Below are 25219 nucleotides of genomic sequence, written 5' to 3' on the forward strand. Positions count from 1 at the left end.
TTTTTCCGTCTCAGAGATGCAAAAGAGATGGTCACAAAAATCTAGTCATCAGCTTGCAATATCCTCAATCAGCAATCGTTCAGTCATGACTAAGCGAAAATGCCATAGGGATTGACATGAGAATAAATCAGCGGTGTTAATGCTCTTAGCTCATCCACACCCATTTGTTGCATCCATTGCGGGTCAGAGAGAACCTCCTGAATCAGCAGTGTGTTTATGTAAACTAAACTGATCTGGAGCAGATGTAGGCAGAGCATGGAGATCTCTTGTAGTGCGACTCTGCTGGCGGTGAGGTCACCATTTTTGGCATAGAAGATAAAATCATTGGCACTGTTCCAGTTCTCAACAACATTCAAACCTTCCTGAATCTCTTGCCTAACTCGCTCATCATGTAGATACCGACACAAGAAGACGGTTTTCACTGCTCTACCCAGCTCAGCTAAAGCGAGATAAACTGGGTGTTTGGCATGATTGCGCGTAAAGCGAGCAAGAATCACTTCTGGCTCGGCAGTGTCTTGTTTTAAGAGCAGTGGCAAACTTGACCATGGCATCATACTGCGCTCGAATCAGCTGCCAGCGGATAGGTCGCTTGATGATTGATGCGAGATTCTCCAATTGCTGTTTTTGTCCCTTTTCTGATAGATAGAGCTTCTGCTTCTGAATGTTCCTAATCCGAGGCATTAACTGAAAACCTAAGAGATGAGCAAAGGCAAAGCCGACCTCACTTTGGCCATGGGTATCAACATAGCTTTTGTTGATGGACATTTGAGAGCAATGTCTGAGCACCCCCTTAATCATGGAAGCGACTTCTGAGGAGGAGCAACGCTTGAGCTGGGAATGAATGCAGACAGCCTTTTTTTCTACATGCCAGTAGATCATGACCCCTCGCGCCCTTTGTAGCGAGCGTGCCATTCCGTCATCAAATTCTGGTCCCAAGTGCCAAACTGCTTGGAGTCAGAAGCGCAGGCAGTAGTGGCTTCGCCCCAGATGTGAGGTAATCTGACGCGGAAGATGGCATTGGCCACATCACCAATTGCCTGAGACAATGCCGTTTTCGAGACAAACTTGCGTTGGATATAGCGAAGCTCAGAGGCACTGACCCCATGTTCACCGTGGGCAATCCTCTGAATACCGAGGTTAGTCCCTGCTGCATAGAGACAGAGTAACAGCCGTTTGCGTAACTCCCCTGGAGCCAGTGCTTCACGACTCCCTATACTTTTGAAGTGCCCAGTGAACTGAAGCCGCATTTCTGTCTCTTTCAGCACATCGAGCAATGGCACTATTGACCAGCGATTGGTAATCTCTTTCTTCAATGCCATCAAACGCTCTGGTTCCGGCTGTTTGGGAACCGGTATCAGATGAATCCACCCTCCTCGATTGTTCAGGAGTTTCACTTTTGGATTGTTTGACAGTCCTTGGTTGAACTCGGTGAGTGCTTCTGTCATTTCCGACTGAAGGTCCTCAATAAAAGTCGCAGCATCTAGTGGCTGCTGAAGGTCTTGATAATACTGCTTTCGCTTGCTTTCAAAGTCTCGAGGCAAGTCATCATCGGGATTGCAATAGCGTTTAGCTCCCTTCACCCATAATTCCTTACAGCTAATTCCTTACAGCGCAGTTTTTCGCGGATAGTGCGTAAGACTCCTAGCTCATAATGAGCACGGTCAACCCTAGGTTCACCTCCCTTTCCAGTGACCATTACAGTTTCCTGCCAATCCATGCTCAGTACTCCATCCATCGGCACATCTATCTCTGCTGCATAAGGTTCAGCACTGGGAAATTCAGCAGAGATTTTTAGCACCTTGATAGCCTTTAGTAATGGCTGCAAATTGAGACTATCAGAGCGAAACTCCAGAGCCTTGAGAATCAGCGGTAATAGGCGACGATAGTAGCGGGTATAAGCAAGGCGCATCTTACTATGGAGGCGTTCTCTAAAGCTTTGGCCACCTTCACCTAAATGCTCCACAATAGTCTCTAGCTGGGTCTCGTGCGCTACTGGATAGATTACTTCTTGGACTGTGCCTTCTGGCTGAGCAAGCGCTGCCATTGCAATCTGATAAAGCAGTTGGTCATGGTTTTCTGTTGTCTGGGCTGTTGCAATGAGCTCTGAAGAGGCTCGCTTGCGGCTACGGCTTTCTAGCCGGTGCACCAACAGAATAAACAATTCAATGATGTTATCCACTATCTCCTGCGAGCGCTGAGAACAGAACGCCGATAACAACAGGTAGCGAATTGATATTGGGTGTCGACGAATCTCTGTGAGTGACTCGGTTTCGACCCGCTGCCGATAGCGCTCTACCAGACGACTATTTAACGTGAGTTCTGGATAAGGAATGATAGGTCTAATCAAGCTGTAAAGAAGGTTTTTTGGGTTGATGGCAGTAAGCAATCAGCCCACACAGCAAGTTCACACAAAAGTTTGTGGGACTGCGATGTCGGGAATGTTCAATCTGTGAGATGTTCTTCAGTTGGTCAATAACTGTCTCAATCAAAGCCCGCTTACGAGCAAAAAGTTTATCTTGATATAGCAGGCAAGGAGTGGGTTAAGACAGAATAGGATAGAAGCAATAAACATAGATGCCATGCCTGCTCCCCATAGTCTTGATTTACGCCTAAAAGCTGTTGCCGCCTTCGATAAAGGTGAACGAAAAAGTGATATCTGTCGCTTCTTTGGTATTAGCCGAAATACGCTAGACCTGTGGCTGAAACAACGAGAGAAAATCGGTTCAGTCGCTCCGAAGACAGATTACCGTCGAGGCCCTCAACCGAAGATTAATGATCTAGATGCTTTTCGTGCTTTTGCAGAGAAATATGGGCATCTAACCCAGAAGGAAATGGCGGAGAAATGGCCAGAGTCTATTAGTGATGCATCCAGACGTGAAGCTCTACGGAAAATTGAATTTACTCGAAAAAAAAGACCTATCGATATCAAGAGAGAGATAAAGAATTAGAAAAAGCATTTGTGGCACAACTGAAGCAGTATGTCCAAGAACGACTCGTATATATCGATGAAAGTGGATTTGATAATACCTTAGATTATGGGTATGGCTACTGCCATAAGTCAGAGAGGTTTATCGCAGAGAAGTTAGGTCATCGTACAGAACGAGTTAGCGTGATTGGAGGATGGCGAGAGGGAGAGCAGATAGCACCGATGGTATTTGAGGGCTATGCCAACAGCGCCTTAGTTTGCCAATGGGTAGAGGATTGCTTAGTGCCAGAGTTGATTCCGGGTCAAATTATTATTCTGGATAATGCCAGTGTTCATCCAAAGGAAAGAATACAAACATTGGTGGCGAAGGCAGGATGTGAAGTGATATTTTTGCCACCCTACTCACCACACCTGAACAAGATAGAGAAGTTTTGGGGGAGGTTAAAGAAGGAGGTAAGTAAGCTCATCAAGAAGACTGAGGATTTGTTCGATGCCATCAGAATAGCCTTCTGTTCTATGTCCTAACCTTCTCCTTCGCTGCTATAAACCATCAAATGATGCTTCATATTTCGACGAGGTTTAGCCATTAGGGTCACCTCATGTTCCTCTTGAAGATGCTGGGCTAAAGATTGTGAGACATAGCCTTTATCGGCAAAGACTTTACCCCATAAGTCTTGCCATAACTCCACTACAGGTTGGCGGTCATCGGTATTTCCGAGCGTCACTTGGACGTTGAGTAATTCTCCTCGCTCATTGATGACCAGGTGTAGTTTGAAGCCGAAGAACCATCCCACCGAAGTCTTGCCCCTTGCCGCGCAACCTTCAAAAACACGGTGTTGAGAGATACGGCGATTATGGCAAACCTTGATGCTGGTGGCATCAATGAAGCTAATACCAGTGCATTGTCCGAAGCATCGTCGCAGATATGTACAGAGAGGAATCAAGCTCGAAGGTATCCATGTCACAAAGCGTTGATAGCTCACAGCTAGAGGAAACTCTTGTTGCCAATCGCATTTCACCTTGATGAGATAGAAATGCTTGAAATTTCGATAGTGAGATTGATGGAAAGCAATGAGAATAGTCATCACCTCACTCAGACTGAGGCTTCTCTGACGGCGACGGTATTTTTTGCCAGAGCTGAGTAACGCTTGATGCCATAAGGGTTCAAAGACTTGGCAGAAATCATTAACATGGCAAAACAGAGCCTCTAGACTGGACATGGGAGAAAGCCGTGGATTCGTTACAACTTCCACGATATGGGCTTTCTCCTTTTCTTTCCTTATCCAGAACTCACGTTACCTACTCTCACCCCTTTTGCAAGAGGTCAACTGTAATACCAAGGCAGTGATGGAAGAAATCAAAGCATGGCAGCATCGTCCTCTGGAGGAGATATATCCAATCCTGTGGCTGGATGGCATGAGAATAAAAATCAGAGAGGAAGGACGGGTCACGAATCACACTCTGTACCTAGCACTGGGAGTGAAGCAGTCCGGTCACAAGGAGGTCTTAGGAATGTGGCTATCCTCGGGAGGAGAGGGGGCAAAATTTTGGTTATCAGTGCTGAATGAAATCCACCATCGGGGAGTCGAACATATCTGTATAGCTTGTGTGGATGGGTTGAAGGGATTTCCCGCTGCCATTGAAGCGGTGTTCCCAAAAACGAGAGTGCAATTATGTATCGTTCATCTGATACGAAATAGCCTGAAATTCGTTTCTTGGAAAGACCGTAAGTCCGTGGTGTCAGACCTCAAGCCTATTTACCAGGCCGCCACAGTTTCCGAGGCAGAATCCGCCTTAACTGCTTTTGCGGAGCGTTGGGACGGCATCTACCCCACTATTTCCCAAATATGGCTGAATCATTGGGACAACATCATTCCATTATTTGATTATCCAGCTCCCATCCGTCGCATCATTTACACCACCAATGCCATTGAGGCGGTCAATCGCTCTTTGCGCAAGGTGTTAAAAACCAAGAGCATGTTCCCCCATGCAGATGCTGCCCTGAAATTGCTGTATTTAGCCCTGAAGCATTTGATGAAGAGATGGACGATACCAATACCCCATTGGAAAAGAGCTTTGAGCTATTTTGCCATTGATAATCCAGAGTATTTTCTTCACTAATTTTCTTGGCTTACACAAAATTCTTGACGATCCCAAGACTTGGCAAAAATCATCAATGGAACAAAACAAAGGTTCTAGACCGGTCATGGGAGAAAGTAGTGGACTGCTTATCAACTTCCACAATATGCACTTTCTCCTTTTTCTTTCTTATCCCGAACTCACGTTATTTAGGTCTTTGAACAGCTCTATGGGTAGCACTAACTCTTCGATTGTTGAGAGTTTTGATAACTCTGCCTTCAAGCTGTTGAGACCTACTCTCCCCACCTCTTCCTTGAGTTGGTTCAGCGGAATTTTATCGGGGTCTAAAACCCAGGAATCTGACTGTGGTCCAGTGAGTTTATCCAATCCTTTGCGGCATTTCACTGGCAATTGTTTCATTATCGAATCGCATAGCTGGAGCTCAAACTGGTGATGAGCTGAATTAATCAGTCGTTCGATTTGCGCATAGGTCGGCGGTTCCAGCTTGCGGCTTCTTAGCTCTTCATAGAGCGATGCCTTCAGTTGTCTATCATTAATTACCCGTGGCACAACCTCTTCAATTAGCCACTGACGTAGATTATCAAGCTCTTTTTTGCCCGTACGCCGAAAGCTGTATCGCTGGCGAATTTCGACTCGGTGGCGCTTGATGCCTCTTCCTTTCCAGTCATACTGGCCATAGCCTTCTACATCTACTGACAGCTGCTCTGCAATAAAAGTACGAACCATACGAGGAATCTCATATTGCTTTTCCGGAAATCGTCCTTTCCACTGAAAAAATTTCAGTAAGAGGGCAAAACCTAGACGATTAACCCCACGCTTTTGCAAGACAAGGAGTCGGTCATCTTGGTCAATTGTCCAATGCTCAACTAGCTCTTGATTTTCCCATTTTCGTTTCATTCCAGGCCTTTAGAATCACGTCTCTGGCGAGCGTCAGGTCACACCAGTCAATATAAGTGAAACTTATCATTTAACCGATTGCTAGTTTTTTACGGTGGCGGAAAACATGGGCTGGAACCCATACAGGACAAATGTTTTAAGCTTATGGCACTTCGTTACAGCTACGCTTGCATTACCCCGACAACAACAGTCAAGATTTTGTCACAGCAATATCCTTATTCTGTCAACAACGAAAAATAGCCTTGGGCATCAAGATGAGCCGAAATAAGCAAGAAAGTGAAATATCGGTGATTCAGCAGTTACTGGAAGAGTTGGATTTGCCTCCAGTGACTGTGACCTTAGATGCCTTACACACTCAAAAAAACAGTTCAGCTACCCGACATCATCAGCATGATTATGTGATTACAGTCAAAGGTAATCAGAAAAAGTTGTATCAAGTTCTTATTGACTATTGTCTGGAGCATGAACCACTCGCCAAAACTGAATCAAAGGATATTGATCATGGTCGTCAGGAGAAACGGTGGGTGGAAGTTTGGTCTCTACCGACATTTTTCACAACGCAATGGTGTGATGTCCAGTCTGTTGTGCGAGTAACTCGTTGGGGTTGCAGACAAAACAAAGACTATGACAATCAAATGTTCTACATCACATCACTATCACCCCAGGGGCAGAAGTTAAGCCGGGTGATTCGTCAACATTGGCAAATTGAGAACAACTTGCATTGGGTCAAGGATGTCATCTTCCAAGAAGACCAAGCACAACAGACACGAGGTAATGCTCCGCAGAATTTTGCTATCTTCCGTAGCTGGGTGATTTCGCTATTGCGATTACATGGTTATCACTCCATGACGGAAGCCATGGCGATGATTTCTCATAAACTACCTCTCTTACTGTCTTTTTGTACTTCTTAGCCTTTTTCTCGACAGAATGAAACAGCCCTGCCCCTTCTAAAGCAGGGTTGTTTCATTCTGTCGAGAAAATAGAGAGAATAAGAGGAGATAGGCGTTCAACGATGAAAAATGAGCGAAAGCTTACTCGATACACTGAGTCGTATTGAAGACCCGAGACAGGCTTCCGGACGAAGACACTCATTATCTTTGATATTACTGATAATCATCATGGCAGGTATGAGTGGTGAATGGGGATATCGAGGTATTGGGCGATTTATTGAGCGACATCGCCGGGAGCTGATTAGCACCTTACAGATTCCTGAAGCTCGTGTCCCCTCCTACTCAACGGTACGGCGAGTGATGATGGAATTAGATTTCCAGCAAGTGACACAAGTCTTTAACCAATGGGCAAGACAATATGTGAGAAAGGGAGACATTGTGGCTGGGGACGGTAAATCCCTCAAAAACACCGTGCAAAACTATGACAACAAGAGTCAAGATTTTGTCACAGCAGTGTCTTTATTCTGTCAGCAGCGACAAGTTGTTTTGGGCATGAAAATGAGTCGGAATAAGAAAGAGAGTGAAATCTCAGTAATCCGGCAATTACTGACAGAGTTAGATTTACCATCAGTCACTGTGACTTTAGATGCCTTACACACTCAAAAAAACAATCCAGTTACTCAGACAACGCGGACATGACTACCTAGTGACAGTCAAAGGCAACCAGAAAAAGCTGTATCAAGCTTTAACAAACTACTGTCAGGAACAAAAGCCAATCGCTCAACATGAATCCCAAAATGTTGGTCATGGTCGTTCTGAAAAAAGACGAGTAGAAGTCTGGTCTGTGCCGACTTCACTAACGCCAGAATGGAAAGATATACAATCCGTTGTCCGCATGACTCGGTGGGGACAGAGGCAGAGCCAAGACTATGAAAATCAGATGTTCTACATCACTTCATTACCACCACAAGGACTAAAGCTGAGTCGAGTAATTCGACAGCATTGGCAAATCGAGAACAACCTACATTGGGTAAAGGATGCACTTCTTGGGGAAGACAAAGCACAACAAAAAGATGGCCATGCTCCAGAGAACTTTGCCATCTTCCGTAGTTGGGTAATCTCGCTATTGAGATTGAACGGCTATTCATCCATAACGGAAGCCATAGCTCTGATTTCTCACCGATTACCGTTTTTACTATCGTTGTGTACTGCTTAGCTTCTTTCTCTCAAGAATGAAACAGCCCTGCTCTTTAGAAAGGGGACTTGGGCTTTTTTATTGGGGATTGAGTTTAAGAAGTTGGCCTGAATCTTCATCCGTCAAAACATAAAGATGTTCATCTGGAGCTTGGCGAATATCTCGGACTCGCTGGCCAATAATAATGCGAGATTCGATGACCATCGCTCCATCTTTTTCGATTTGCATTCGCCGAATATCTTTTGAAACTAATCCGCCTGCAAACAGATTGCCGTGCCAACCCAAGTAGCGATCGCCCGTATAAACAGCGAGACCAGATGGGGCAATAGAAGGTGTCCAAACCCTAGTGGGATTGGTGATATCTTCACGGGTATTCACCGGAGCAACGGGCTGACCTGTGGAATATTCGGCACTGAAAGACACATCCGGCCAACCGTAGTTATTGTCTGCCTTCACTAAATTTAGTTCGTCACCTCCACGTGAGCCATGTTCTGTAGCCCAAACTTTTTGTCGGTAAGAATCAAAGACCATGCCCTGAATATTGCGGTGACCATAGCTCCAAACTTCTGGTTCTGCTTCGGGATTATCGATAAAAGGGTTGTCGTCAGGAATGCTGCCATCGTCATGAATGCGTAAAACTTTGCCGAGATGACTACCGAGGTTTTGGGATTGTTTGCGGCTGAGATCGCCATCAACTTTTAACGGGGGATTACCGCCATCACCAATGGAAATGAGGAGGGTTTCATCGGGAAGCCATGTCAAGCGGGAGCCGAAATGTTGACCGCCTTTTTTTGCTTGAGCAACTTCAAAAATAACTTCCCAATCACTTAATGCTTCACCATCAAATTTTGCTCTAGCGACACGGGTTCGATTGGCATCTTGGGTGCCATGGGCATAGGTGAAGTAAATCCATTGGTTTTCTTCAAAGCGGAGATGCAAGGCAATATCTAACAATCCTCCCTGCCGCGATGCAAAAACTTGTTGGGCGGTGATATCTGCGACTTCCGTAACTCCAGCGATCGCCTTTTCCTCTAACACCCCCTCCCGAACAATTCTGAGTTTGCCAGCCCGCTCAGTAATTAAAATATCGCCATTTGGTAGCCATGCCATACCCCAAGGATGATCTAATCCCTCTGCAATAATTTCTAGCTCGACCTCCTCTACAGGCAACGTTTCCACGTCTGGACTCATCAGGGCGATCGCCTCAGTGGTGAAAGATTGGGATGCGCAACCCGCTATTGATCCCAAGCTACTAATGAGTAAAACCGCAAAGACAGGCGAAAAATAATGTCCCATGGGGATGTGTGCAATAAACAATAAAAAAGTAAGCAACGAGCCGCTAATTAGCAGTTGTTCCTTACTCTAACGAGATTTGTTTTAAAGCGGATTAAGACCGAGATGATAGCCCGCTATTTTGCGAATTGAATTTGAGAAATTGCTTAGTCGTCGGGCTCAATAGTACTGCTTAAGCCATGACTTTTTAGGGTTTCACAATAAAATTCAGCATGTTCTTGGACACATGTGATGACAAGGGCTAGGCCGTTTGTGTGAGCTTCCATCATGATGCTCACAGCTTGGGGCTGAGTGAGTCCCGCAACAGTCTGAATAAGGGTTTGGACGACATGCTCCATAGGATTAAAGTCGTCGTTGTGGAGTAGGACGCGGTAACGGGGAGCTGGCTTACGGACTGTGGCCGCAGAACGCTTTTCGATCACACCTGTAGACATGATGATTGAATCTCCTAAAAAGTTGTTTGGTTAGTTTGCTTTAAAGTATTTCGACAAAAAGATTTTGCTGAGCGATAAATGTTGGGCGATCGCCTCGGATCACGTTCAAAAAGAGAACGGATGGTGCTTTGGTTATGGCACATCAAGTTGCTCTCATCTTAGCGCGGAATAATCGGCTGAAAGCTCAGTAAGAAAGCGATACAATATGAGGAATTAACATTTATTTACAAAAGCGTCCATATGACTGCTGTTACTGAAACAAATCTTACGACTACGGAAAATCCTCCGAGTCAATACTGGACTTGGCGTGGACACAAAATTCACTATGTGCAGGCTGGAGCAGCAAATGGCAAGCCACCTCTATTGCTAGTGCATGGTTTTGGTGCGTCGACGGATCACTGGCGCAAAAATATTACAGAACTACAAAAAGATTTTTCAATTTGGGCGATTGATATGCTTGGTTTTGGGCGATCGCCAAAGGCAGACACAGAATATAGTGGCAGTTTATGGCGTGACCAAATCCATGATTTTGTCACTCAAGTGGTTGGTAAACCCGTAGTTCTCGCCGGAAACTCCCTTGGGGGTTACGCATCCCTTTGTGTGGCAGCGCAACGACCCGAATCCGCGAAGGGTTTGATTCTGCTCAACAGCGCTGGCCCTTTTAGTGACCCTAATAAAAAGGAGCGATCGCCGTTCCAGAAAGCATTACGCAAAGTGCTTTTTAGCCCCGTTTCGACCTTTATGATTTTTCAGTACACAAAGCGTCGCTCCACTATTCGCAAAACCCTTGAGAAAGTTTATGTAAACCAAGATGCGGTAACCGAAAGACTGATTGATGAAATCCGTCGCCCATCTGATGACCCCGGCGCAAGAAAAGTATTTGGGGCAGTTTTCAACACTCCTGAAGGCGCAAAGGTTGACCACCTTCTCGAACAATTGGAACGACCTCTGATGATGATTTGGGGTGAGAAAGATCCTTGGATTAAGGCCAGAGAACGTGGCGCAAAATTCAAACAATACCGACCCGAACTCACAGAACATTATTTAAACTCTGGACATTGTCCCCACGACGATACTCCCGACGAAGTAAACCAAATTATTCGTAATTGGATCACCCAAAACTTTACATCCTAGATTGTTCTGATTTCGATTTGCCCTACAGCTATGCCGACAACCTTCAACCTTTCCCCTCTCATCCGCATCACCTTATTGAGTCTCTACACAACTTTGATTGTGCCGATTCCATTCTTGGCGGATGTAACCAATGCTCCAGTGCCTTCAACATGGCTTTGGATTGGTTTCGTTGTCGGTGGCGTTTTTCTATATGGTGCTCTCAGCGAAAAAGTTTTGTTGGATGACGAAGGTATTCAGGTTACCTATCCCCAATGGTTTCGGATGATTTCCCGCAAAGGCTGGTCATTGAAATGGTCTGAAATTGCTCAGCTCAAAATGCGCACCACTGGACAAGGCGGCATGGTTTATTATTTCGTCACTGCGGATCGTGATCGCGCTTACTTACTGCCAATGCGAGTAGCTGGCTTTGCGAAGATGGTTGGCATTGTTGAAGAGAAAACTAATATCGACACTAGCGATGTCCATCCCCTATCCCAACCTTGGATGTATATGTTGCTATTTAGCATCACCATGTTGCTCGGCTTAGTGGATATTTGGACAATCACTACTGCTCTATTTGGGGCGATCGCCTAACTTCAATCCCATTCTTTGATGGACATATACGAGTTTTCATTACGCGAGAAATTCACTGTTAGTCAAATATCCAAATTACTAGGAGATATTCTCGACATCCCCCTCGAGTTTATTGGCAGTCAAACAGAGTATTTCTCTCGATGTATGCAACCGGATACATTACTGATGGGAATTGACATTGTGTATCAAGCAACTGGTTACCGAACATTCATCAATGTAGTTTTAACTGATGATATCGATGATCAAAGATTTATAGAGACGAGCTGTTTGTTAGCTTCAACTTTAAAAACAGATGTTGCTATTGGAGATTTATCTGACACGAATGGTTTCCCTGGCATTTTTATCAAAATTGACTCCTCCCTACAAATCCAAAGAGGCTACGAAAGATATGATGACAATGGGAATTTTGATCTAGATCTAGTAGCCATTCCAATGAGCCTCAATGATTATTTGTTGATGCTTTCCAGCTGAAGTGAACTTATCTGAGTAAATCTTGTTATCGTTGGGCGATCGCCATTACTATGGCCACAATATCGAAATATTTATGGAAATAGACCAAGATTATTATCTGATTATTGATCTTGAGGCGACTTGCTGTGATGACAAGTCCATTCCGCGTCACAAGATGGAAATTATTGAGATTGGCGCAGTTTTACTCCACTCTAAAACACTTGAGATAGAGAGTGAATATCAAACTTTTGTGCAGCCTATTTTGAATCCGACTCTCACGGATTTTTGTAAGACTCTCACTTCTATTACTCAAGGAGACGTTAATCAAGCACCTCATTTTCCCGAGGCAATCCAAGGGTTACAGAAGTGGCTCTATCCCTTTAGAAGCTATGTGTTTTGCTCTTGGGGCAAGTACGATAAGACACAGTTTGAACGGGATTGTCAGCGCCATAATGTAGACTATCCTTTCCCGAGCAAGCATATCAATCTCAAGAAAAGCTTTTCTGCAATTATCAGTAGCTCTAAAAAGTTTGGCATGAATGGTGCACTTGAAAAGCTCGGGCTGCCGTTAATTGGTACTCACCACCGTGGTATTGATGATGCGAGAAATATTGCTCGGATTGTTCAAGCATTAAAGTCGAAAACTCAAGAATCATAGGCTGTGGCGATCGCCTGTTCGATATCTAAAGCAATGAAACGATCTAGGGCTTGATACATCCAATGTATTTTTGAAAGGGAATCTTGGTGGGTGTGCTGAAACCCAAGAGATGCAGCGATTTGAGCGTAGAAAGGATGAATGATAAGGGTATAAAGATCGCAGATATTCGGGAAATCTTTCTGCATCTTTTTTAAAGTGATCTGAGCATCTTTCACAAAGTCAGCACGGTATTCTTCGAGGAATTTTGGATCAATCATCCAACTTCGAATAAAAATTGAAACACAGTCTTCATCATCGATTTCCGCCATTTCAAAAGGGTCAATGTCAGACATTGTGCTCAGATGCAATGCATTTTTTGCTGGCTTAAAAAAATTGATATCAGACTCACTGTTAGTTGGATAAAGAAGATAAAAGCCAACAGGATTTTGATTATCTTCTCGCCGCAAAACTCTCATACCGACATTATATTTACGACCCCATTGGCGCAATAGCCGAGCAATTCTTTGGGGGACAGCATTATTGTTGTTGCTCATCCAGTTGTAGTTGGTGGCTAGTAAATTCGCGACAGGAATGGCATCACAACGCGGGTCAAAATCGTCCAGAATAAGCGCTATTTTTTCGGCAGCTATATTTGTCTGAATATTTTGGGGGAGCGGCAAAATTTCAATACAGGTTGTATTGCCATCAAAGTGTTTTTTTAATAATCCAAGAGCCGCCAATTTATCTAGCATCATCCCGGCAGCGCGATCGCCTCCTTGATCTTTATCCGCATAAAAAAGTTCTGCGGCCTCACGATGGGTGCAAATAATCGTCCCAAAATTTGTTTTTAAAGTATGTAGTGGTGGTTTGAGTTGGGGATTTTTTGTTGTCTCATGTTTGATAGAGAGATACACCCACAACCGTACAAAGTAATCTGCCCGAATTCGAGTTAAACCCACCGTTTGCATCAGTTGCTGAATCAGGGGCGATCGCCGCTCCGATGAGAACCAAAGCTCTAACTGTTCTAAATCAAACATGAATGCAATATGAGGGATGATAACTTCATGGTACTTCACCCTAGTTCACCTTGGTTCTGCCAGTTACAGATAACTACAAAACCCTTGTGGTGACTTGAGTTTGCTCATTGTCATTGCAGAAATCACCTTGTCAGAATGCAGATGTAGACAAAAAAACATTGAGGTTTCCGACATGGCTACTCCTAAATTTCAAGCACCCGCAACCCACACCAGTGCATGGATTGCTCAAACTTGGCTCGCATTCTTGCTGTCCCTCGCGGCGACTACGATTGGCATTTATCTACTGCCAATTAATGGCTGGGTCAAAGGCTATCTCGGCATGGGCTATATTTTTTCGATTAGCTCGACCATTAGTATGGCGAAAACAACTCGTGATATTGAAGAATCTAAGCGGATTGTTAGCCGAGTAGATGAGGCAAAACTCGAAAAACTTTTAGCAGAATATGACCCATTCACTAAATAAACAAGTCACTTTCCCCATCTCCAAACAATCAAGCATTCACATATCACTATGAGTTTATCTGTCGTTGACCTTGCTGGACATTGCGTCAAAAATCCCCATTATCTCCAAACGAGAAAACGGATTAATAGCCTAATTGATCGTTATCTTTCTCTCGAAGTTTTAATTGGTCATTTAGTTGATTTACCTCGACAATTTAAAACACCTCAGCCTCGTCCATGGCAGCGTATTTATTGGTCAGAGATTAATGGTGATCAGATCATTGGCGTAGATCCAGAAATCTTTGTCAGCATTGTCGCTAATGCCACCGAAATTGAAGCACCAATTCAAGATTATGCGGCTGAAAGTATGGCGTATTTAGCAGAGATTCATCCTGATATGGCCTCTTTTGTCGGAGGTATCCCAGCGACAGAAACTCAAAAACGTACGGTCGGTATTTGGGAAAAAGAAGAACGACAGCATACGCCTGTATTCAAAAAAATTCACCAGAAACTAACAGGGGAATTACCGCCTATAAATCCCAATACTGTCACTGGTTATCAATCTACAGGCGATCGCCGCAAGGATCTAAAACATCATTTGCATGGTCGAATTTCGACAGAATGGAGTGCCACTTCAATTTATCTTTGGCTGATGGCTCACTCCACGGGAGAACTACAAAAGGCGATCGCCCAACCTCTACAAGATGAAGTGAATCACCTCGCGAAATTTTGGGGCTTTAGTCGCTGGGCATTTGGAGATTCATATTTAAAACAGGTGAAATTTTCCACTAAAAATCTCCTCACCCTCGCTAATCACCATCATGCAGAACGTACCGATGCTGACAATTTACTGAACGAAATAGCTCATTTTGAAGAATTACCCCACATTATTGAACTCGGTTTTACGTTTATGCGGGTAATGGTCAGACTGGGAACCCTCAATCAAGAACTCAGTCATAGCTTCTTACAATACCTATTTCAGAATAATGAGGCGATCGCCATCTAGGCTTTGCAAAATCAATAAAAAATAGGCGTTAACTTTAACAGTCAACGCCTTGATTTCATTTCATAATAAAGCTCAAATTTTGAACAGGAAATAATCCTGAGAATTCACAAATTAGTACCATTTGATCGCAAGCATTGTTGCTTCAGATTGACTCAATTCTTGCGATTCAATCCATTCCTGAGATTTATAAGTACCAAAGATTCGATCCCACCAATCCACACCAATACCATAGTTGTGATGCCATTGATTGTACTTGTGATGAACATAGTGAACAGGTATACTCATCCAGACACATTTAATCGGAGTGTCGTGTTGTAATTGGTGAGCATAGGCCGCAAAAGCAGCATAGACAACAATGCCAGAAGCCCAACTAATGCCCGCTTCCAATGATATAAAAAACATCGGAATCATCACAGGACAAGTGCCTAAAACATAGTTCCGAAATTCCCAGAGAAATCCTTGACCTTCACCCCCAAGATGATGACGTGTGTGTCCTTTGCCAAGCTTCGGGAAAACTTTTTTAATCGGGTGAGACTGTCTTACGTGGAATACTCGATGGATCCAGTATTCAATAAAACTGCCGAACAAAAATGCGAGAAGAAAAAATGTAGCAATGACTACGATATGTATTAGAGTCGCCATGACATCTACTTCGAAAAATAATCAAACTGAATAAATTGTGATGTAAATAAAGCAGATTTAGGGTGTTGAAATAGACAACAGAATAGCACTCATAAATCAGACCAATACATTGTTCTAAATAATTTAAGAAATCTAATTCTCGTCAAATTATTTCGACACGGCAACTAGGCTTTAAAAAATTCACTTATAAAAAATATATTAAATAAAAAAATAGATTAATGATCAAGGGTCTCTTCGCTGATGGTATTTTTCGCCGCATTCTTAAAAATTTTAGCTGGCTCCTGATCGGACAGATTTTCGTGGCGATCGCCAACTTTGGTTACCTCAGTCTGACGGCCCATCGCCTTGGTCTTCAGCTTTTTGGATTATTCATCCTAGCGCGGGCATTTATCGAGATTTTGATTGGTGTGACAACCTTTCAGTCCTGGCAAGCCTTCATTAAATATGGTGCGGTTTACCTAAAAGAGAAAAATCGACATGCCTTACAACATCTGATCAAAGTCACCACCCTCCTCGACATCCTTGGGTCTTTTGGTGGCTTTCTCATTGCGGTTTGTCTCGCGCCGATTATTGGCCCTTTAGTGAACTGGGATGCCGCCACGATCCGCGAAGTGCAATGTTGCAGTGTTCTAATGCTGTTTACCTTGGGTTCTACGCCGATGGGTTTACTCAGACTTTTTGATCGATTTAACTGGCTCGCACTACAGCAAACAATCCCTTCCTTTACCCGCTTAGCTGGCACAATTATTGCTCTATCTCTCGACGCACCATTCTGGAGTTACCTATTTATCTGGGTCTTTGCCGAAGCGATGAATGGTGTATCGCTACTATTCCTCGGTTGGCGGGAAGTACGTCGCCAAGGACTTTTAGAAGGGATGAATTGGTCCTGCCCAAATCTATTCAAAGTGGATCGAACGCTTCTCAAGTTTTGTTTAGTCTCGAATCTCAACTCATCATTACCTCTCGTCATGACGGTGAGTCCATTAATCATTGGTATTTTTGCAAATCCAGTGGCAGTCGGTTTATATCGAGCAGGTTATGAGCTGGCGACCCCACTACGGGAAGTGGCTTTGCTGTTTACCCATTCGGTTTATCCGGAGCTTGCCCACCTCAGTAGCCGCGATCGCTGGCGCAAATTTAGTCGAATTATCCTTAAATTCACCTTCATTCTGAAAGGGTTTGGACTGTTTTTATTTTTGCTGGGCTTCTGGTTCGGCAAAGACTTACTCTACTACGCAATGGGCGAAGACTTTATTCCGGCCTATGCCACTTTGATGGTGATGGTTACCGCTGGCATTTTCAATATGGGGAACTGTCTACTAGAACCTGCATTGTTTGCGATGGGGCTACCGCAGATTTCACTGAGAGTAAATAGCATTGCGATTCTGGGGATTTATTTACCATTCCTTGTGGTGCTCACCATTCAATTTGGGGCGATTGGTGCTGCCATTGCAACATTCATCTCATTTTTCTCCAGCTTTACGTTGAATACGATTTTTACTTGGAAAGAGATTCGACTCAAAATCAAGTTACAAAAATTGCGGCGATCACAGAGACAAGATCGGGAATTAAGTGAAGTGCGATAGTGCTTGATATTTTATTAGTGTCAGCTCAGCTCAGCTCAGCATTGTGCGCTGTGCTGCCGTTTTTTCTTTAGGGCGATCGCCTTGTTAAAAAGCAAGAAAATAGTCAATATCACGCATGATGTGATGTTTCTAGATCGCAAAATCGGTCAGAACTGGCGGAGTGATCATTGAAAGTTCATAAAATAAAGCTTCAGATATACGGACTTCCTTAAAAGCTAACAGTAAAATATTTAGTATCAATTGTTACAGTCTTGCAGTTGTCTAGATTTTTGCCATGTTGAAAGAACGTTTAACTCCCTGCGCCACTCTCCTATATCATTGGCTGCTGAATCGTGATGCTTTTCGTAAGCTCAATTTGGCGAACTTCCAGATCTGGTCAGAGGAATTTTTAGAAGAACGGTTCTCGATTAAAGAGGTTGACCGTGCTTTTTTGCGCCTCATCAGTTTAGGTTTAGTCCGAATTCAAAATGAAGAAATCACTGTGACCCCAATCGATAAAGGTTTGCCAGTGAAGTTGCAACCTTTACCAAAAAGACTCTGGCGGGCATGGCGTCTTGAAGAGCGTCTCGCTGTCGGTGGGATGGCGATCGCCTCTGCTGTACTCGTAATGATGTCTGGATTTGTACTGACTCAGCGTCCAGTCCAATCTCAAGCTGTCACAGGAAGTCTTGACCCAATCACTGATGTCGCTGAAATCGATCTCTAGATCAGTCGATTGCCTCAATTTAATAAAAACGAATAATAAACAAACAATAAAAACCTTTTTACCGTTGTCTTACACCTAAATAGCTTCCCTTCAATGCTGGTGCTTGAGGGAAGTTTTTTTGATTTCGGCTGATTAGAAGATTGAGCCAGTAAAACTAATTACCCTGAAAATGAAAAGCTAATTTTAGGCTTTATGCTTCGATTGGCTTAAAAGTTTTGCTGCGACACCACCACCGATTAAGCCAAATAAATGACCTTCCCAAGACACACCAGGAGCTGTCGGCAACACACCCCAAAGCACACTGCCATAGAAAAAGAACACAACACAAGCGATGGCAATCGACGGGATATCTCGTTGGAAATAGCCGCGAAAGAGTAAAAAGCCAAGGTAGCCAAAAATAAGGATGCTAGCGCCTAAATGTACCGAGTTCTGGGCACCAACAAGCCAGACTCCCAGCCCTCCGACCAATGTGGCACTGGCCGTCACAACCCAAAAGTCCCTGATGCGCTGAAACATCACGAGCCAACCGAGAATCGCGAAAGGAATGCTATTGGCTATGAGATGCTGAAAGTCGCCATGCAAAAATGGGGCAAATAAAACACCGCGTAATCCTGTCATATTACGAGGCATAATGCCATAGATATCAAGGCCACCACGCCAGAGATTTTGGAAAATAAATTGGTCACTAATTTCCAGAATCCAAAAGATCAATAGAAATCCCCCAATGATGGTGACTTGCTGGGTGACTTCCTTGGCGATCGCCTCAGATGTTTGATGATTTTGGCGGCTCATGATCGTGCTCGAAATTAACGCGATTTCTCCCACGGTAACAACTTTTTTAGCGGAGCGGCATGGCTGTTACGAAAAGCTCAACCACGGTAACAGCTCACTCACCTGTTGACCAGATAAACCTAATCGCTGTTGAAGTTGGGCTAAATTTTTGAACTCCCCTCGTTGACGTTCCAGCACAATCCGTTGGGCTAAAGCATTGGTTATGACTGGAATTCCGCTTAATTCTGTTGCTTCGACTTGATTAATTCGTAATTTCCGTGGTGTGATTTCTGGAGCGTAATATGAAAAATTGAGGATAGGTTCAAAAGGTTGTAAACGGGCGATCGCCAAGCCGAGCGCGCCAGCTAAATCTTCTACTGATAGAAATTGCACACCACTTTCCGTTAACGCAACCGCAGCCTTAGCTTGGTGGATAGAAATCCCCGGTAACCGCAAAAAATCATCCACTGAAGCGCGATTAATATCGATACTCACCCCAAATTCCGCTGCCCAGATTATTTCCTCAAAGGATTTGAAACGATAATAAGGATCTTGGCGAAGCTGTTGCTGAAATTGTTTTTTGCGGAGAAATTTCATGCGAAACGTCGAGGTGAATTGTCCGATTTAAACCTTGGGCGATCGCCAGCATTCTAATTGCGGAGCGTTGCCCTTTGCCCTTACAATAGCGCGATAGACTTATTTTTATTTTAAATTTGTACCTTTAATTCGGCTCATTCCGAACCAAGAGATACATCTACTCACATACTTATATTTATGTGCATTTGGGAGCCATATCCAACTCTCAAATTTAATTTCTCAAAAAACTTTTATAGAACCCTAAATCCTAGTTATTTAGGGCTAACTTTAGAATGAATTTTTATAAGACGCGCCTATCTATTTTTATAGATGGGAACAACATGTTTTATGCCCAACAAAAAAATAATTGGTTTTTTGATCCCCGTCGAGTAATCGACTATTTCACCTGCGATCCGACCATTCGCCTCGTCAATGCTTTTTGGTACACCGGTCTCAAAGATTCCCAGGATCAACGAGGGTTTCGGGATGCCCTCATTAGTTTGGGTTACACGGTGCGCACAAAAATTTTAAAAGAATACTACGACGATATTTCTGGTCGCCATTCCCAAAAGGCCAACCTCGATATTGAAATTGTGGTGGATATGTTTAATACCGTTGAGCAGTATGACCAAGTCATTTTGTTTAGTGGTGATGGTGACTTTGAGCGGGCGATTGAATTACTACGCTCTAAAAGTACCCATATTACGGTGGTTTCGACGGAAGGGATGATCGCCAGAGAGTTACGCAATGCGACTGATCACTATATCGATCTCAATGATCTTCGTCCCCAAATTGAAAAAAAAGAGCCTTAGTTTTTGATGTATCTCCCAGGCAAAGCAATGACAAATCTGAGGCTATTCAGATAGCGGAAAAATTGGCGATCGCCGCAAGCATAGATTAAATATCGATCACGATCTTTTGTTGACAAAACAAATTTCTTGGTGAGCCTAGAGTTTCTGGAGATTGTCAATTTCCGAAAGAAGTAGTTTATGCTAGGGAAATAATCATTTTTCCTTAGGGGAAAGATTGATTTTCAAACCTTTTCATCTTTGCAAATTTATAAAGAATTAGCACTGCCCAATATTTTCACTCCAAAGGAGCAGGAAATTATGACTCAACAAGACGATCGCATTATTATTTTCGACACGACTTTACGTGATGGTGAACAATCTCCAGGGGCAACCCTAAATGGAGACGAAAAACTGGCGATCGCCCGTGCCCTTGCTCGACTGGGAGTTGATGTTATTGAGGCAGGTTTTCCAAGAGCCAGTAAAGGGGATTTTGATGCGGTTCAACGCATTGCGGCAGAAGTCGGTGTCGAAGGCGGCCCATCCATTTGTGGCTTAGCCCGTGCAACTAAAGGCGATATCGAAGCAGCAGGAAAAGCTCTTGCTCCCGCTGCTAATCCTCGGATTCATACCTTTATTGCGACTTCGGATATTCATTTGGAATATAAGCTCCGCAAGAGTCGTAAAGATGTTTTGGCGATCGCCCCTGAAATGGTGGCCTACGCAAAAACATTTACAGATAATGTCGAGTTTTCCCCAGAGGATGCTGGACGGTCTGACCCTGAGTTTTTATACCAAATCCTCGAAGCTACCATCGAAGCTGGTGCAACAACTGTCAACATTCCTGACACAGTAGGCTATACAACCCCCGCTGAATTTGGTGCGTTGATTAAAGGTATCAAAGATAATGTGCCCAACATCGACAAAGCGATTATTTCGGTGCATGGTCACAACGACCTTGGTTTAGCTGTCGCGAACTTCCTCGAAGCCGTTAAAAATGGCGCACGTCAACTTGAATGCACTATTAATGGCATCGGTGAGCGGGCTGGAAATGCAGCCCTTGAAGAATTGGTGATGGGACTCCATGTCCGCCGTCAATATTTCAATCCGTTCCTCGGTCGTCCCCCTGAATCAGAAACGCCTCTGACGAATATCAAAACCAAAGAGATTTATAAGACTTCTCGCCTAGTTTCCAGTCTCACCGGTTTATCAGTACAGGCTAATAAGGCGATTGTGGGTGTGAATGCCTTCGCTCATGAGTCTGGCATTCACCAAGATGGCGTGCTCAAAAATAAGCTCACCTACGAGATTATGGATGCGCAATCCATCGGCCTTACTGATAACCAAATCATTTTGGGTAAGCACTCTGGCCGTAATGCCTTCCGTACCCGCTTGGCAGAACTCGGTTTTGATCTGTCTGAGAATGACCTCAATAAAGCGTTTGTGCGTTTTAAGGACTTGGCAGACAAGAAAAAGGAAATCACTGATTGGGATTTAGAGGCGATCGTTAAGGACGAAACGCAACAACCTCCTGAGCTATTCCGCTTGGAGCTTGTGCAAGTGTCCTGTGGCGACCATGCCAACCCTACTGCAACAATCACAATTCGTACGCCTGATGGCCAAGAACTTAGTGATGCTGCCATTGGTACTGGCCCTGTCGACGCGATTTATAAAGCCATTAACCGTGTCGTACAGGTTCCCAATGAGCTGATTGAATATTCAGTTCAGTCGGTAACGGCAGGTATTGATGCTATTGGTGAAGTGACGATTCGTCTGCGCCATGAGGGTCAAATTTATTCTGGTCATTCAGCAAATACTGACATTGTTGTCGCGTCTGCGAGAGCCTACATGGGGGCACTCAACCGTCTCTATGCGGCAGTTAAAAAAGTCGAACAAACAAAAGAACCGGTTGTCAGCTAAATCCTGATCTGATTAGTTTGATCGAGCAATAACAATTAAGGCGATCGCCCACCAAATTGTATTAAAGCAATGGGCGATCGCCTTACTCATGGGAAGTGAGCAGACAATGTATTATTCCCCTATACGTACGTAACCCTGAACATAATTCGTGACATATCGAAATCCTGCACCTACTGTCGATATCATTATCGAGCTTATAAACCGTCCTCATCGACCAATTGTCTTAATCGAGCGTAAAAATGAACCCTTCGGCTGGGCAATCCCTGGTGGATTTGTTGATTATGGTGAGTCTGTCGAAACCGCAGCAAAACGAGAAGCTTTAGAGGAAACATCGCTGGAAATCAGCTTAGTTAAGCAATTTTGTGTTTACTCTGACCCGTCGCGCGATCGCCGCAAACATACAATCAGCATCGTGTTTATTGCCACAGCGACAGGGGAGCCAAAGGCTGCTGACGACGCTAAGACGATTCAAATCTTTCAACCCTGGGAAACGCCAACTGATTTATGTTTTGATCATGGGCACATTTTGCAGGATTATTGGTCATACCGCCACCACGGGATTCGTCCCTGCTTTGGTGCCTAGTTATTTTTGAGCGCAAACGTAAAACATAAATTTGATTCATGGAAAAGCAAATCATTCGTACCGACAATGCCCCCGCACCCGTTGGCCCCTACAATCAGGCGATCGCCGCCAGTGGCAAAATGCTTTTTTGCTCTGGGCAGATTGCTATTGACCCCAGCACCAACACAATCCTTGATGGCGATGTCGAAGCTCAAACAAAACAAGTAATGGCTAACCTCGAAGCTGTTCTTACAGCAGCCGGTGCAACTTGGGAAAATGTGGTCAAAACAGGCGTTTTCCTAAAGGATATGAATGACTTTGGTGCTGTGAATAAAATCTATGCATCTTATTTCGATGAAGCGACAGCTCCTGCCCGTGCCTGCGTCGAAGTTGCACGCTTACCAAAAGATGTGCTTGTTGAAATTGAATGTATTGCTGTGCTCTAAAATCTGTTTCTTAAAAAGTTGCTAGGGTGATATGTCAAACACCTTGGCAATCTAACGAATAAATTTTCAGAAAAATCCAAAATATTCATTGAAGTTCGTTGTATCAAGACTTTGATATTTAAGAGAACAAATGAAACAAATTACCCAGTCGCCACAATTACAAGAGTTCTTTGCTCAAAGCATTCAACAAAAGAAAAACGAACAAACTCAGAAGATTTATCGTCATTTTGGCAATAATCAGATCGGGGATTGGATGGCTGGAGCCAATCAGTGGAAAAACTGGGTAAATGAATTAAAAGGTAATTATGGAGAAGAGTTGACGGCGTCCTTATTCAATCGATTGCCGGATTCATGGGCAATGGGTCGCAATATCTTTATTCCAACTAATCATGGCAAGTTAACCGAAGTAGATCTTCTCATCGTAGGAACAAGGGGGATTTTTTTAATCGAAGTTAAAACTTGGAAAGGTTCTTTTTCTGCATACAAGGATTCTTGGAAGAGGAGAGTTGGAAGACAATGGGTATCAATCCAAAAGAGTCCGACAAAGCAAAATCAATATCATCAGAGAATGTTTAAGTTGTGGATAAAGACCCAGAACTTAGAAATCAACCCTACAACTATATCTGCACCTGTTATTTTTCCTGCAGCCCAATGGCTTGGAGTTAAACAGTGTTCAGTGCCAACACTTTCTTCTCTTGTAGATTTGGTGAGATTAATACAACAGAAACAAGATTGTTTAGATCACTTTCAAGTTGAGAAGGTTACCGAAGCTTTAAAAGAAGTCACTATCCCATCCAATAAAATTCAGAAGCCAGTAAAAGCCCAAAACCTCCCTCGGCCTAAGCCTAAGCCAATTCTTAGGAAAAAGATTTAAGCAGCTTATATATGCCTAATTCACCAGCAAAATCACCGACTGAACTATTCCCACAAAAAAGCCTAAAATTCCACCTAGATTAACGATCGCCTGAAGCTCATTTTTTACGATGCCTTGGATAGCGCGTTCGAGTTCACGAGGACTAGTCGCATTAATGCGGTCAATAATCACCTGATCGATCGCCAAAATAGGAATCACCTGAGCAATCAATTTTTCGAGATCTTTTTCGAGATAGCGCTCCAACACCAGAGCCAGTTCTTGACTGACTGCGCCAAGAGATTGATTGACAACTCGCGAGGATTGCAAGCGACGCAAAATTATCAACGCAATATTCTTCCAATCCACCGAATCACCAACATATTTGATGAGATCTGACCCTTTATCTTGCAGATAACTCCGGATAGTTTGATGGAAGGTTTTACGGAGCTGTCGGACTGTCGCCACTGGTAGATTCTGCAAGGATAAACTTTGCAACCATCGCCGTAATTTTTTTCGTACTTTTAACGAGAGTAGTAATTCTTGTAGGCGTGCGTTAGCAATTTCTCGTTCTTCTAAACAAAATGCCCGTAGGCGTGTGAGACTACTTTTCAGGCCAAAGATATTCGCGACAACCCAATAGGTACCACTAGATTTTTCCCGAAAACCAGCATCGATAATTTCAATATTTTTATCAGTCAAAAAATCGATTAGGGCTTGACGAATATTATCGGGCGTCAAAATAACGCGTAAAATCCAGTCTGTAAATTGACGAGATTGGGTTTCACTCAGCTGAAAGTCTAGGATGACTTGGTCAAAAAGTTGATAGGCCTGATCTTCTAAAAAATCTTCTTCTCGTGCCCAAATTTTAATCAGTCGAGGTAATGATTCACTAAACAGATCATGCAAAATATCCGCCAAAATATTTGCTGTTTTCTGTTCTTGTTCTCCTTGAATTTGTTCGAAAGCAAGTTTCAGTAGCCAACGAATAGCTGAATCGATCCGTTCAGTCTGGAGGAGTTTTTTTGCTAATTTTTGGAGTTCATCTGGCGTCAGTAGAGACCCCATAATGATCCGCGAAATGTTGCGGGCCAAACGGTCTTGGTTACGGGGAATGAGGCCAGGAGTGAAAGGGAGACGGCGATCGCCAAGATAGATGGGCTTATAGGGGCGAAATAGCATATTGATTGCTATATCGTTGGTGAAATAACCAATGACAGTGCCCGCCACTGGAGGCACTAATAATGTCCAAAAATTCAAAGCCTGCTATCACCGCAATTGACGTTCGACATTTACGATTTTAAGACTTTTATTTTGGCGATCGCTCCATTTGAGACGTAACTTACCACTGGTAAACCA

25 protein-coding genes and 5 pseudogenes are annotated in these 25219 nt (G+C 43.7%); 17 read left to right on the top strand and 13 right to left on the bottom strand.

The genetic code is table 11. The features are described from left to right. Positions 1 to 89: 89 nt before the first annotated feature. From LEPTO7376_RS28450 to LEPTO7376_RS25915, 4 genes and pseudogenes are all read right to left on the bottom strand, one after another. Entirely contained in the window at positions 90 to 554 is a 465-nt protein-coding gene (locus tag LEPTO7376_RS28450; RefSeq protein WP_083891145.1) for a Tn3 family transposase, read from the bottom strand. Continuing rightward, positions 436 to 1445, bottom strand: a pseudogene (locus LEPTO7376_RS29195) (Tn3 family transposase). The gene LEPTO7376_RS28450 and the pseudogene LEPTO7376_RS29195 overlap by 119 nt, the downstream one beginning before the upstream one ends. A 131-nt stretch (positions 1446 to 1576) precedes the next feature. After that, positions 1577 to 2347, bottom strand: coding sequence for a hypothetical protein (locus tag LEPTO7376_RS25910; protein WP_160148503.1), 771 nt, complete (start codon positions 2345 to 2347; stop codon positions 1577 to 1579). Beyond that, positions 2340 to 2516 (bottom strand): annotated as a pseudogene (locus LEPTO7376_RS25915) (transposase); the annotation flags it as partial. The gene LEPTO7376_RS25910 and the pseudogene LEPTO7376_RS25915, both read right to left, overlap by 8 nt. Before the next feature lie 63 nt (positions 2517 to 2579). On the opposite strand from LEPTO7376_RS25915, the pseudogene LEPTO7376_RS29200 reads away from it, so the two are divergent. Beyond that, positions 2580 to 3451, top strand: a pseudogene (locus tag LEPTO7376_RS29200) (IS630 family transposase). Positions 3452 to 3459: 8 nt separating this feature from the next. Here the strand turns inward: LEPTO7376_RS29200 and LEPTO7376_RS17690 are convergent. Then, positions 3460 to 4146: pseudogene (locus tag LEPTO7376_RS17690) on the bottom strand (IS982 family transposase); the annotation flags it as partial. Between LEPTO7376_RS17690 and LEPTO7376_RS17695 the strand changes: the two are divergent. Then, positions 4145 to 5047 carry an IS256 family transposase gene (locus tag LEPTO7376_RS17695; RefSeq protein ID WP_083891152.1) on the top strand — a complete coding sequence of 301 codons (903 nt, stop codon included), beginning with the start codon at positions 4145 to 4147 and terminating at the stop codon, positions 5045 to 5047. The pseudogene LEPTO7376_RS17690 and the gene LEPTO7376_RS17695 sit on opposite strands and share 2 nt — an antisense overlap. Before the next feature lie 147 nt (positions 5048 to 5194). On the opposite strand, the gene LEPTO7376_RS17700 is transcribed toward LEPTO7376_RS17695, so the two are convergent. Then, positions 5195 to 5923 (bottom strand): DUF4158 domain-containing protein, encoded by a 729-nt coding sequence (locus LEPTO7376_RS17700; protein ID WP_051188814.1) that lies wholly within the window; start codon positions 5921 to 5923, stop codon positions 5195 to 5197. 167 nt (positions 5924 to 6090) lie between these two features. On the opposite strand from LEPTO7376_RS17700, the gene LEPTO7376_RS17705 reads away from it, so the two are divergent. Next, entirely contained in the window at positions 6091 to 6834 is a 744-nt protein-coding gene (locus tag LEPTO7376_RS17705) for an ISAs1 family transposase (RefSeq protein ID WP_071880708.1), read from the top strand. A 108-nt stretch (positions 6835 to 6942) separates the two neighbouring features. Further along, positions 6943 to 8029, top strand: a pseudogene (locus LEPTO7376_RS25920) (ISAs1 family transposase). Between the two features lie 57 nt (positions 8030 to 8086). Here LEPTO7376_RS25920 and LEPTO7376_RS17720 read toward each other — a convergent pair. After that, the gene (locus tag LEPTO7376_RS17720; RefSeq protein ID WP_015135483.1) at positions 8087 to 9304 is read right to left on the bottom strand and encodes a PQQ-dependent sugar dehydrogenase; all 1218 of its coding nucleotides are present in this window, start codon (positions 9302 to 9304) and stop codon (positions 8087 to 8089) included. A gap of 143 nt (positions 9305 to 9447) precedes the next feature. Continuing rightward, positions 9448 to 9735 carry an ATP-dependent Clp protease adapter ClpS gene (clpS, locus tag LEPTO7376_RS17725; RefSeq protein WP_015135484.1) on the bottom strand — a complete coding sequence of 96 codons (288 nt, stop codon included), beginning with the start codon at positions 9733 to 9735 and terminating at the stop codon, positions 9448 to 9450. A gap of 240 nt (positions 9736 to 9975) precedes the next feature. On the opposite strand from clpS, the gene LEPTO7376_RS17730 reads away from it, so the two are divergent. From LEPTO7376_RS17730 to LEPTO7376_RS17745, 4 genes are all read left to right on the top strand, one after another. Next, entirely contained in the window at positions 9976 to 10869 is an 894-nt protein-coding gene (locus LEPTO7376_RS17730; RefSeq protein WP_015135485.1) for an alpha/beta fold hydrolase, read from the top strand. Positions 10870 to 10899: 30 nt separating this feature from the next. Next, the gene (locus tag LEPTO7376_RS17735; protein WP_015135486.1) at positions 10900 to 11442 is read left to right on the top strand and encodes a hypothetical protein; all 543 of its coding nucleotides are present in this window, start codon (positions 10900 to 10902) and stop codon (positions 11440 to 11442) included. A 165-nt stretch (positions 11443 to 11607) separates the two neighbouring features. Then, a complete protein-coding gene (locus LEPTO7376_RS17740) occupies positions 11608 to 11913 on the top strand; it encodes a hypothetical protein (RefSeq protein WP_160148505.1) in 306 nt (101 codons plus the stop codon). 73 nt (positions 11914 to 11986) lie between these two features. Next, a complete protein-coding gene (locus LEPTO7376_RS17745) occupies positions 11987 to 12550 on the top strand; it encodes a 3'-5' exonuclease (RefSeq protein WP_041763952.1) in 564 nt (187 codons plus the stop codon). Here the strand turns inward: LEPTO7376_RS17745 and LEPTO7376_RS17750 are convergent. Further along, entirely contained in the window at positions 12538 to 13566 is a 1029-nt protein-coding gene (locus LEPTO7376_RS17750; protein ID WP_015135489.1) for a hypothetical protein, read from the bottom strand. The two genes, LEPTO7376_RS17745 and LEPTO7376_RS17750, sit on opposite strands and share 13 nt — an antisense overlap. A gap of 172 nt (positions 13567 to 13738) precedes the next feature. On the opposite strand from LEPTO7376_RS17750, the gene LEPTO7376_RS17755 reads away from it, so the two are divergent. Both LEPTO7376_RS17755 and LEPTO7376_RS17760 read left to right on the top strand, forming a co-directional pair. Next, positions 13739 to 14029, top strand: a complete 291-nt coding sequence (locus LEPTO7376_RS17755; RefSeq protein ID WP_015135490.1) for a YiaA/YiaB family inner membrane protein — start codon at positions 13739 to 13741, stop codon at positions 14027 to 14029. A 48-nt stretch (positions 14030 to 14077) separates the two neighbouring features. Continuing rightward, positions 14078 to 15013 (top strand): hypothetical protein, encoded by a 936-nt coding sequence (locus tag LEPTO7376_RS17760; RefSeq protein WP_015135491.1) that lies wholly within the window; start codon positions 14078 to 14080, stop codon positions 15011 to 15013. 111 nt (positions 15014 to 15124) lie between these two features. On the opposite strand, the gene LEPTO7376_RS17765 is transcribed toward LEPTO7376_RS17760, so the two are convergent. Beyond that, positions 15125 to 15655, bottom strand: a complete 531-nt coding sequence (locus LEPTO7376_RS17765; RefSeq protein WP_015135492.1) for a sterol desaturase family protein — start codon at positions 15653 to 15655, stop codon at positions 15125 to 15127. 218 nt (positions 15656 to 15873) lie between these two features. On the opposite strand from LEPTO7376_RS17765, the gene LEPTO7376_RS17770 reads away from it, so the two are divergent. Both LEPTO7376_RS17770 and LEPTO7376_RS17775 read left to right on the top strand, forming a co-directional pair. Then, entirely contained in the window at positions 15874 to 17241 is a 1368-nt protein-coding gene (locus tag LEPTO7376_RS17770; RefSeq protein ID WP_015135493.1) for a lipopolysaccharide biosynthesis protein, read from the top strand. Positions 17242 to 17515: 274 nt separating this feature from the next. Beyond that, a complete protein-coding gene (locus LEPTO7376_RS17775) occupies positions 17516 to 17947 on the top strand; it encodes a hypothetical protein (RefSeq protein ID WP_015135494.1) in 432 nt (143 codons plus the stop codon). 183 nt (positions 17948 to 18130) lie between these two features. Here the strand turns inward: LEPTO7376_RS17775 and LEPTO7376_RS17780 are convergent, their stop codons facing one another. Further along, positions 18131 to 18739, bottom strand: coding sequence for a rhomboid family intramembrane serine protease (locus LEPTO7376_RS17780; protein ID WP_015135495.1), 609 nt, complete (start codon positions 18737 to 18739; stop codon positions 18131 to 18133). A gap of 66 nt (positions 18740 to 18805) precedes the next feature. After that, positions 18806 to 19315: a helix-hairpin-helix domain-containing protein gene (locus LEPTO7376_RS17785; protein WP_015135496.1), complete on the bottom strand. Its 510-nt coding sequence runs from the start codon at positions 19313 to 19315 to the stop codon at positions 18806 to 18808. Between the two features lie 272 nt (positions 19316 to 19587). Here LEPTO7376_RS17785 and LEPTO7376_RS17790 point away from each other — a divergent pair, with 272 nt between their 5' ends. The 5 genes from LEPTO7376_RS17790 to LEPTO7376_RS17810 all read left to right on the top strand — a co-directional run bounded on the left by LEPTO7376_RS17790 (position 19588) and on the right by LEPTO7376_RS17810 (position 23884). Beyond that, complete coding sequence (locus LEPTO7376_RS17790; RefSeq protein ID WP_015135497.1) at positions 19588 to 20106, top strand: NYN domain-containing protein; 519 nt, start codon at positions 19588 to 19590, stop codon at positions 20104 to 20106. 297 nt (positions 20107 to 20403) lie between these two features. Next, positions 20404 to 22002, top strand: a complete 1599-nt coding sequence (locus LEPTO7376_RS17795) for a 2-isopropylmalate synthase (RefSeq protein WP_015135498.1) — start codon at positions 20404 to 20406, stop codon at positions 22000 to 22002. A 148-nt stretch (positions 22003 to 22150) separates the two neighbouring features. Further along, a complete protein-coding gene (locus LEPTO7376_RS17800) occupies positions 22151 to 22585 on the top strand; it encodes an NUDIX hydrolase (protein ID WP_015135499.1) in 435 nt (144 codons plus the stop codon). A gap of 38 nt (positions 22586 to 22623) precedes the next feature. Continuing rightward, entirely contained in the window at positions 22624 to 23010 is a 387-nt protein-coding gene (locus LEPTO7376_RS17805; protein WP_015135500.1) for a RidA family protein, read from the top strand. A gap of 130 nt (positions 23011 to 23140) precedes the next feature. Next, entirely contained in the window at positions 23141 to 23884 is a 744-nt protein-coding gene (locus tag LEPTO7376_RS17810; protein ID WP_015135501.1) for a nuclease-related domain-containing protein, read from the top strand. A 15-nt stretch (positions 23885 to 23899) separates the two neighbouring features. Here the strand turns inward: LEPTO7376_RS17810 and LEPTO7376_RS17815 are convergent, their stop codons facing one another. Further along, entirely contained in the window at positions 23900 to 25120 is a 1221-nt protein-coding gene (locus LEPTO7376_RS17815; protein WP_015135502.1) for a DUF445 domain-containing protein, read from the bottom strand. Positions 25121 to 25219 lie beyond the last annotated feature (99 nt).

The sequence above is a fragment of the [Leptolyngbya] sp. PCC 7376 genome (assembly GCF_000316605.1).
Taxonomy (GTDB): Bacteria; Cyanobacteriota; Cyanobacteriia; order Cyanobacteriales; family MRBY01; genus MRBY01.

Bases quoted from the DNA above. Each gene is read 5' to 3' on its own strand.
- LEPTO7376_RS17780 (WP_015135495.1), bottom strand. From the start codon at position 18,739: ATGAGCCGCCAAAATCATCAAACATCTGAGGCGATCGCCAAGGAAGTC.
- LEPTO7376_RS17730 (WP_015135485.1), top strand. From the start codon at position 9,976: ATGACTGCTGTTACTGAAACAAATCTTACGACTACGGAAAATCCTCCG.
- LEPTO7376_RS17695 (WP_083891152.1), top strand. From the start codon at position 4,145: ATGGGAGAAAGCCGTGGATTCGTTACAACTTCCACGATATGGGCTTTC.
- LEPTO7376_RS17775 (WP_015135494.1), top strand. From the start codon at position 17,516: ATGTTGAAAGAACGTTTAACTCCCTGCGCCACTCTCCTATATCATTGG.
- LEPTO7376_RS17745 (WP_041763952.1), top strand. From the start codon at position 11,987: ATGGAAATAGACCAAGATTATTATCTGATTATTGATCTTGAGGCGACT.
- LEPTO7376_RS17795 (WP_015135498.1), top strand. From the start codon at position 20,404: ATGACTCAACAAGACGATCGCATTATTATTTTCGACACGACTTTACGT.
- LEPTO7376_RS17750 (WP_015135489.1), bottom strand. From the start codon at position 13,566: ATGTTTGATTTAGAACAGTTAGAGCTTTGGTTCTCATCGGAGCGGCGA.
- clpS (WP_015135484.1), bottom strand. From the start codon at position 9,735: ATGTCTACAGGTGTGATCGAAAAGCGTTCTGCGGCCACAGTCCGTAAG.
- LEPTO7376_RS17805 (WP_015135500.1), top strand. From the start codon at position 22,624: ATGGAAAAGCAAATCATTCGTACCGACAATGCCCCCGCACCCGTTGGC.
- LEPTO7376_RS28450 (WP_083891145.1), bottom strand. From the start codon at position 554: ATGATGCCATGGTCAAGTTTGCCACTGCTCTTAAAACAAGACACTGCC.
- LEPTO7376_RS17755 (WP_015135490.1), top strand. From the start codon at position 13,739: ATGGCTACTCCTAAATTTCAAGCACCCGCAACCCACACCAGTGCATGG.
- LEPTO7376_RS17700 (WP_051188814.1), bottom strand. From the start codon at position 5,923: ATGAAACGAAAATGGGAAAATCAAGAGCTAGTTGAGCATTGGACAATT.
- LEPTO7376_RS17735 (WP_015135486.1), top strand. From the start codon at position 10,900: ATGCCGACAACCTTCAACCTTTCCCCTCTCATCCGCATCACCTTATTG.
- LEPTO7376_RS17770 (WP_015135493.1), top strand. From the start codon at position 15,874: ATGATCAAGGGTCTCTTCGCTGATGGTATTTTTCGCCGCATTCTTAAA.
- LEPTO7376_RS17765 (WP_015135492.1), bottom strand. From the start codon at position 15,655: ATGGCGACTCTAATACATATCGTAGTCATTGCTACATTTTTTCTTCTC.
- LEPTO7376_RS17720 (WP_015135483.1), bottom strand. From the start codon at position 9,304: ATGGGACATTATTTTTCGCCTGTCTTTGCGGTTTTACTCATTAGTAGC.
- LEPTO7376_RS17760 (WP_015135491.1), top strand. From the start codon at position 14,078: ATGAGTTTATCTGTCGTTGACCTTGCTGGACATTGCGTCAAAAATCCC.
- LEPTO7376_RS17790 (WP_015135497.1), top strand. From the start codon at position 19,588: ATGAATTTTTATAAGACGCGCCTATCTATTTTTATAGATGGGAACAAC.
- LEPTO7376_RS17740 (WP_160148505.1), top strand. From the start codon at position 11,608: ATGGGAATTGACATTGTGTATCAAGCAACTGGTTACCGAACATTCATC.
- LEPTO7376_RS17810 (WP_015135501.1), top strand. From the start codon at position 23,141: ATGAAACAAATTACCCAGTCGCCACAATTACAAGAGTTCTTTGCTCAA.
- LEPTO7376_RS17785 (WP_015135496.1), bottom strand. From the start codon at position 19,315: ATGAAATTTCTCCGCAAAAAACAATTTCAGCAACAGCTTCGCCAAGAT.